The sequence below is a fragment of the Massilia sp. CT11-108 genome, assembly GCF_047302915.1.
In the GTDB taxonomy this organism is placed as follows: Bacteria; Pseudomonadota; Gammaproteobacteria; order Burkholderiales; family Burkholderiaceae_D; genus Telluria; species Telluria orientalis.
Map to the genome: position 1 here is coordinate 1 of NZ_JBKYMO010000551.1, position 3,423 is coordinate 3,423.

Consider the following 3,423-nt stretch of genomic DNA (forward strand, 5'->3'; position numbering starts at 1 on the left):
GCAGGTCGGCGGCGCCGCCGACCTGCTGGCGGCCGCGCTGCTGCTGGACCGAATCGAACGAGGAGAATAGGAATGGAGAGACTGGAATACGAATTCGCCGCTGGCCAGCCCGCGCTCGGGCGCACCGTCAGCGGTGTCGTCAGCTCCGGCGACCTGGAAGTGCTGCTGGAGCCCGCAACCGCCAGCCGCACGCTTGTCGCCGTACAGACGTCCGTCGACGGCTACGGCGCCACGTGGAAGGCGCTGCTGGAGCGCGTGTTCGGCGCCGGCGACCTGCCGGCCGCGCGCATCGAGATCAACGACAACGGCGCGACGCCGGGCGTCGTCCGCATGCGCATCGAGCAGGCTTACGAACAGGCCGCGAACAAGGGAGGCACGCCATGAGCATCGACAACCTGTTGAAGCGCGACAGCTTCATCGAACGGGGTGCCCGCAGCCGCGCGCAGGCGCTGCTCGACCCGGGTCCGTTCCGCGAACTGGCCGGGCCGTTCGCACGCCTGCACTCGCCGTGGCTCGCCATGCAGCACCTCGTCACCCAGGCCGACGACGGCGTTGTCGTGGCCAAGGGCAAGCTCGCTGGACTGCCGACCGTCGTGCTGGCGATCGAAGGCGCGTTCCAGGGCGGCAGCATGGGAGAAATCGGCGCCGCCAAGATCGCCGGCGCGCTGGAACTGGCGCTGCGCGACAACGAACGGGGCATCCCGACCCAGGCCGTGATCGTGTTCGAGACGGGCGGCGTGCGCCTGCAGGAAGCGAACCTGGGCCTCGCGGGCATCGCCGAGATCCAGTCCGCCATCGTCGCCCTGCGGCGTCACCGTCCCGTCATCGGCATCAGCGCGGGCACGGTGGGCTGCTACGGCGGCATGTCGATCGCGGCCGGCCTGTGCTCCTACTTCGTGATGACGAGGGAAGCGCGGCTGGGCCTGAACGGCCCGCAGGTCATCGAGCAGGAAGCGGGCGTCGCCGAATTCGATTCACGCCAGCGCGCGCTGATCTGGGGCCTGACGGGCGGCGCGCAGCGCACCGCGACGCACCTGGCCGACGCCTGCGTGGACGACGACACGGCCGCCGTGCGCGCGAGGGTGATCGATTTCTTCGCCCGCGGCGTGCCGCCCGTGCATCGCAGCGACCGTGCGGCCGACTTCCTCGCCTGCCTCGAACGGGTCGACACGGACAAACAGGCCACGGCGCAGGACGTCCGTGAACTCTATGCGAAAGGACTCGAATGATGGATACGAACCACGCTTCGCGCGGCGCCATGTGGCTGCGCCTGCTGACGGGCGGCGCCCACCCGGCGCACGACTGGACCACCGTGCACGCCTGCGACGCCATCCTGGCCGGCCGGCCCGCACGCTACATCGCCGTCGTGCCCGATGCCGACAACGCGTTCCCGCGCGCCCGCAACGGCGAAGTGGGCCTCGTCGAAGGCTGGCGTCTCGCCCAGGCCGTGCGCGAAGTCATCGACCTGGACCGGGACGCGTCCGAAAAGCGCGCTATCGTCGCCGTCATCGACGTCCCGAGCCAGGCCTACGGCCGGCGCGAAGAAGCGTACGGCATCCACCAGGCGCTGGCCGGCGCGGTGGCCGCGTATGCGGATGCCCGCCAGGCCGGCCACCCCGTCATCGGGCTGATCGTGGGGCTCGCGATGTCCGGTGCCTTCCTCGCGCACGGTTATCAGGCCAACCGGCTGATCGCGCTGGACGACCCGGCCGTCGCGGTGCACGCGATGGGCAAGGCGTCGGCCGCGCGCGTGACCCTGCGCTCCGTCGAGGCACTGGAAAAGCTCGCGGCCAGCGTGCCGCCGATGGCGTACGACATCCGCAGCTTCGCGTCGCTCGGCATCCTGCACGACGTGCTGCAGTTGACGAATCTCGCGCTGCCGGACGAGCAGGACATCGCGCTCGTCCACGGCGCACTGGAGGCGGCGCTGGCGGACATACTCGAGGATCCACGGCGCGATCTCTCCTGCCGCCTGCATGGCCAACACCGGGGCGCGTCGCAGTCAGTGCGCGCGCTGCTCGCATCGGAATGGGAGGCCGCCGACTAGATCCCGCAGCACCCGGCCGCCAACAACAATACCTACGGCCGGTCCACCTTTTTCTGGACAAAGAGGAGACACACATGATTATCTACGGAACCGCATTGCTGGCCATCTGCCACCTGCTCGGCATCTTCCTGGGCGATTTGCTCGGGGCGCTGCTGGGTGCCAAGACCAATGTCGGCGGGGTGGGCATCGCCATGATCCTGCTGATCTGCGCCCGCCTGTGGCTGCACAAGCGCGGCCTGATGCCGGCGCAGACCGAAATGGGCGTCGGCTTCTGGGGCGCCATGTACATCCCGGTCGTCGTCGCGATGGCCGCGCAGCAGAACGTCGTCTCGGCACTGCGCGGCGGTCCCGTCGCCCTGCTCGCCGCCTTCGCCTCGGTCCTCGTGTGCGCGGTCTGCGTCTCGCTGATCAACCGCGGCGAACGCCCGGTCCCCGAGGCCGACGCGGAAGCCCGCGTCGCCACCCAACACGCCTGACGGAGGCCACCATGCTCGAACTCCTGGAAAAGACCGCGAAACACAACGGCCTCGTGCTGGCCTTCGCCCTCGTGGGCCTCGTGATGATCGTGTCGATGCAGCTGTCGCGCCGCCTCACGTTCGGCCGCGTGCACGGTTCCGCCATCGCCATCCTCATCGGCCTCGGCCTCGCCTACTGGGGCGGCATCCAGACCGGCGGCCAGAAAGGCCTCGCGGACGTCACCCTGTTCGCCGGCGTCGGCCTGATGGGCGGCGCCATGCTGCGCGACTTCGCCATCGTCGCCACCGCGTTCGAAGTGCAGGTCGTGGAAGCGAGAAAGGCGGGCCTCGTGGGCGCCGTCGCGCTGATCCTCGGCACGGTGCTGCCGTTCATTGTCGGCGCCAGCGTGGCGTGGGGCTTCGGCTACCGCGACGCCGTCAGCATCACGACCATCGGCGCCGGCGCCGTCACCTACATCGTCGGCCCGGTGACCGGTGCCGCGATCGGTGCCAGCTCGGAAATCATGGCGTTGTCGATCGCGACAGGCCTGGTAAAAGCCATCATGGTCATGGTCGGCACGCCGATGGCGGCACGCTTCCTGCGCCTGTCCACGCCGCGCTCGGCAATGGTGTTCGGCGGGCTGGCCGGCACGGTCAGCGGCGTCTCCGCCGGCCTCGCCGCCACCGACCGCAAGCTCGTGCCCTACGGCGCCCTGGTCGCCACGTTCCACACGGGCCTCGGCTGCCTCCTCGGCCCGTCGCTGCTGTTCTTCGCGACCCGCGCGCTGGTGGGCTGACATGGTCCCGCACGACCAGCGGCGGGAGGCGACGTAGCCTTTGCACCGTTCGTTGCGTGCCAGGCCGCGCGCTGGTGGGCTGACATGGTCCCGCACGACCTGCTCTTCGTCCGCCGGCCCGACG

Annotated in this window: 5 protein-coding genes; all 5 read left to right on the forward strand. The window is 70.1% G+C overall.

Annotation, left to right across the window (positions count from 1 at the left end; translation table 11 throughout):
- Positions 1-72 precede the first annotated feature (72 nt).
- The 5 genes from ACEN88_RS27175 to madM all read left to right on the forward strand — a co-directional run bounded on the left by ACEN88_RS27175 (position 73) and on the right by madM (position 3,299).
- Positions 73-384: a malonate decarboxylase subunit delta gene (locus ACEN88_RS27175; protein ID WP_413344672.1), complete on the forward strand. Its 312-nt coding sequence runs from the start codon at positions 73-75 to the stop codon at positions 382-384.
- On the forward strand, positions 381-1,229 hold the full coding sequence (locus ACEN88_RS27180; protein ID WP_413344674.1) for a biotin-independent malonate decarboxylase subunit beta: 849 nt from the start codon (positions 381-383) through the stop codon (positions 1,227-1,229). Before ACEN88_RS27175 ends, ACEN88_RS27180 begins: the two co-directional genes overlap by 4 nt.
- The gene (mdcE, locus tag ACEN88_RS27185) at positions 1,226-2,047 is read left to right on the forward strand and encodes a biotin-independent malonate decarboxylase subunit gamma (protein ID WP_413344676.1); all 822 of its coding nucleotides are present in this window, start codon (positions 1,226-1,228) and stop codon (positions 2,045-2,047) included. Before ACEN88_RS27180 ends, mdcE begins: the two co-directional genes overlap by 4 nt.
- Positions 2,048-2,121: 74 nt before the next feature.
- The gene (gene madL, locus ACEN88_RS27190) at positions 2,122-2,523 is read left to right on the forward strand and encodes a malonate transporter subunit MadL (RefSeq protein WP_413344677.1); all 402 of its coding nucleotides are present in this window, start codon (positions 2,122-2,124) and stop codon (positions 2,521-2,523) included.
- Between the two features lie 11 nt (positions 2,524-2,534).
- On the forward strand, positions 2,535-3,299 hold the full coding sequence (gene madM / locus ACEN88_RS27195) for a malonate transporter subunit MadM (RefSeq protein ID WP_259452250.1): 765 nt from the start codon (positions 2,535-2,537) through the stop codon (positions 3,297-3,299).
- Positions 3,300-3,423 lie beyond the last annotated feature (124 nt).

What these genes read in the sequence shown, in the direction of transcription:
- ACEN88_RS27180 (WP_413344674.1), top strand. Translation starts at nt 381, where the DNA reads ATGAGCATCGACAACCTGTTGAAGCGCGACAGCTTCATCGAACGGGGT.
- madM (WP_259452250.1), top strand. Translation starts at nt 2,535, where the DNA reads ATGCTCGAACTCCTGGAAAAGACCGCGAAACACAACGGCCTCGTGCTG.
- ACEN88_RS27175 (WP_413344672.1), top strand. Translation starts at nt 73, where the DNA reads ATGGAGAGACTGGAATACGAATTCGCCGCTGGCCAGCCCGCGCTCGGG.
- mdcE (WP_413344676.1), top strand. Translation starts at nt 1,226, where the DNA reads ATGATGGATACGAACCACGCTTCGCGCGGCGCCATGTGGCTGCGCCTG.
- madL (WP_413344677.1), top strand. Translation starts at nt 2,122, where the DNA reads ATGATTATCTACGGAACCGCATTGCTGGCCATCTGCCACCTGCTCGGC.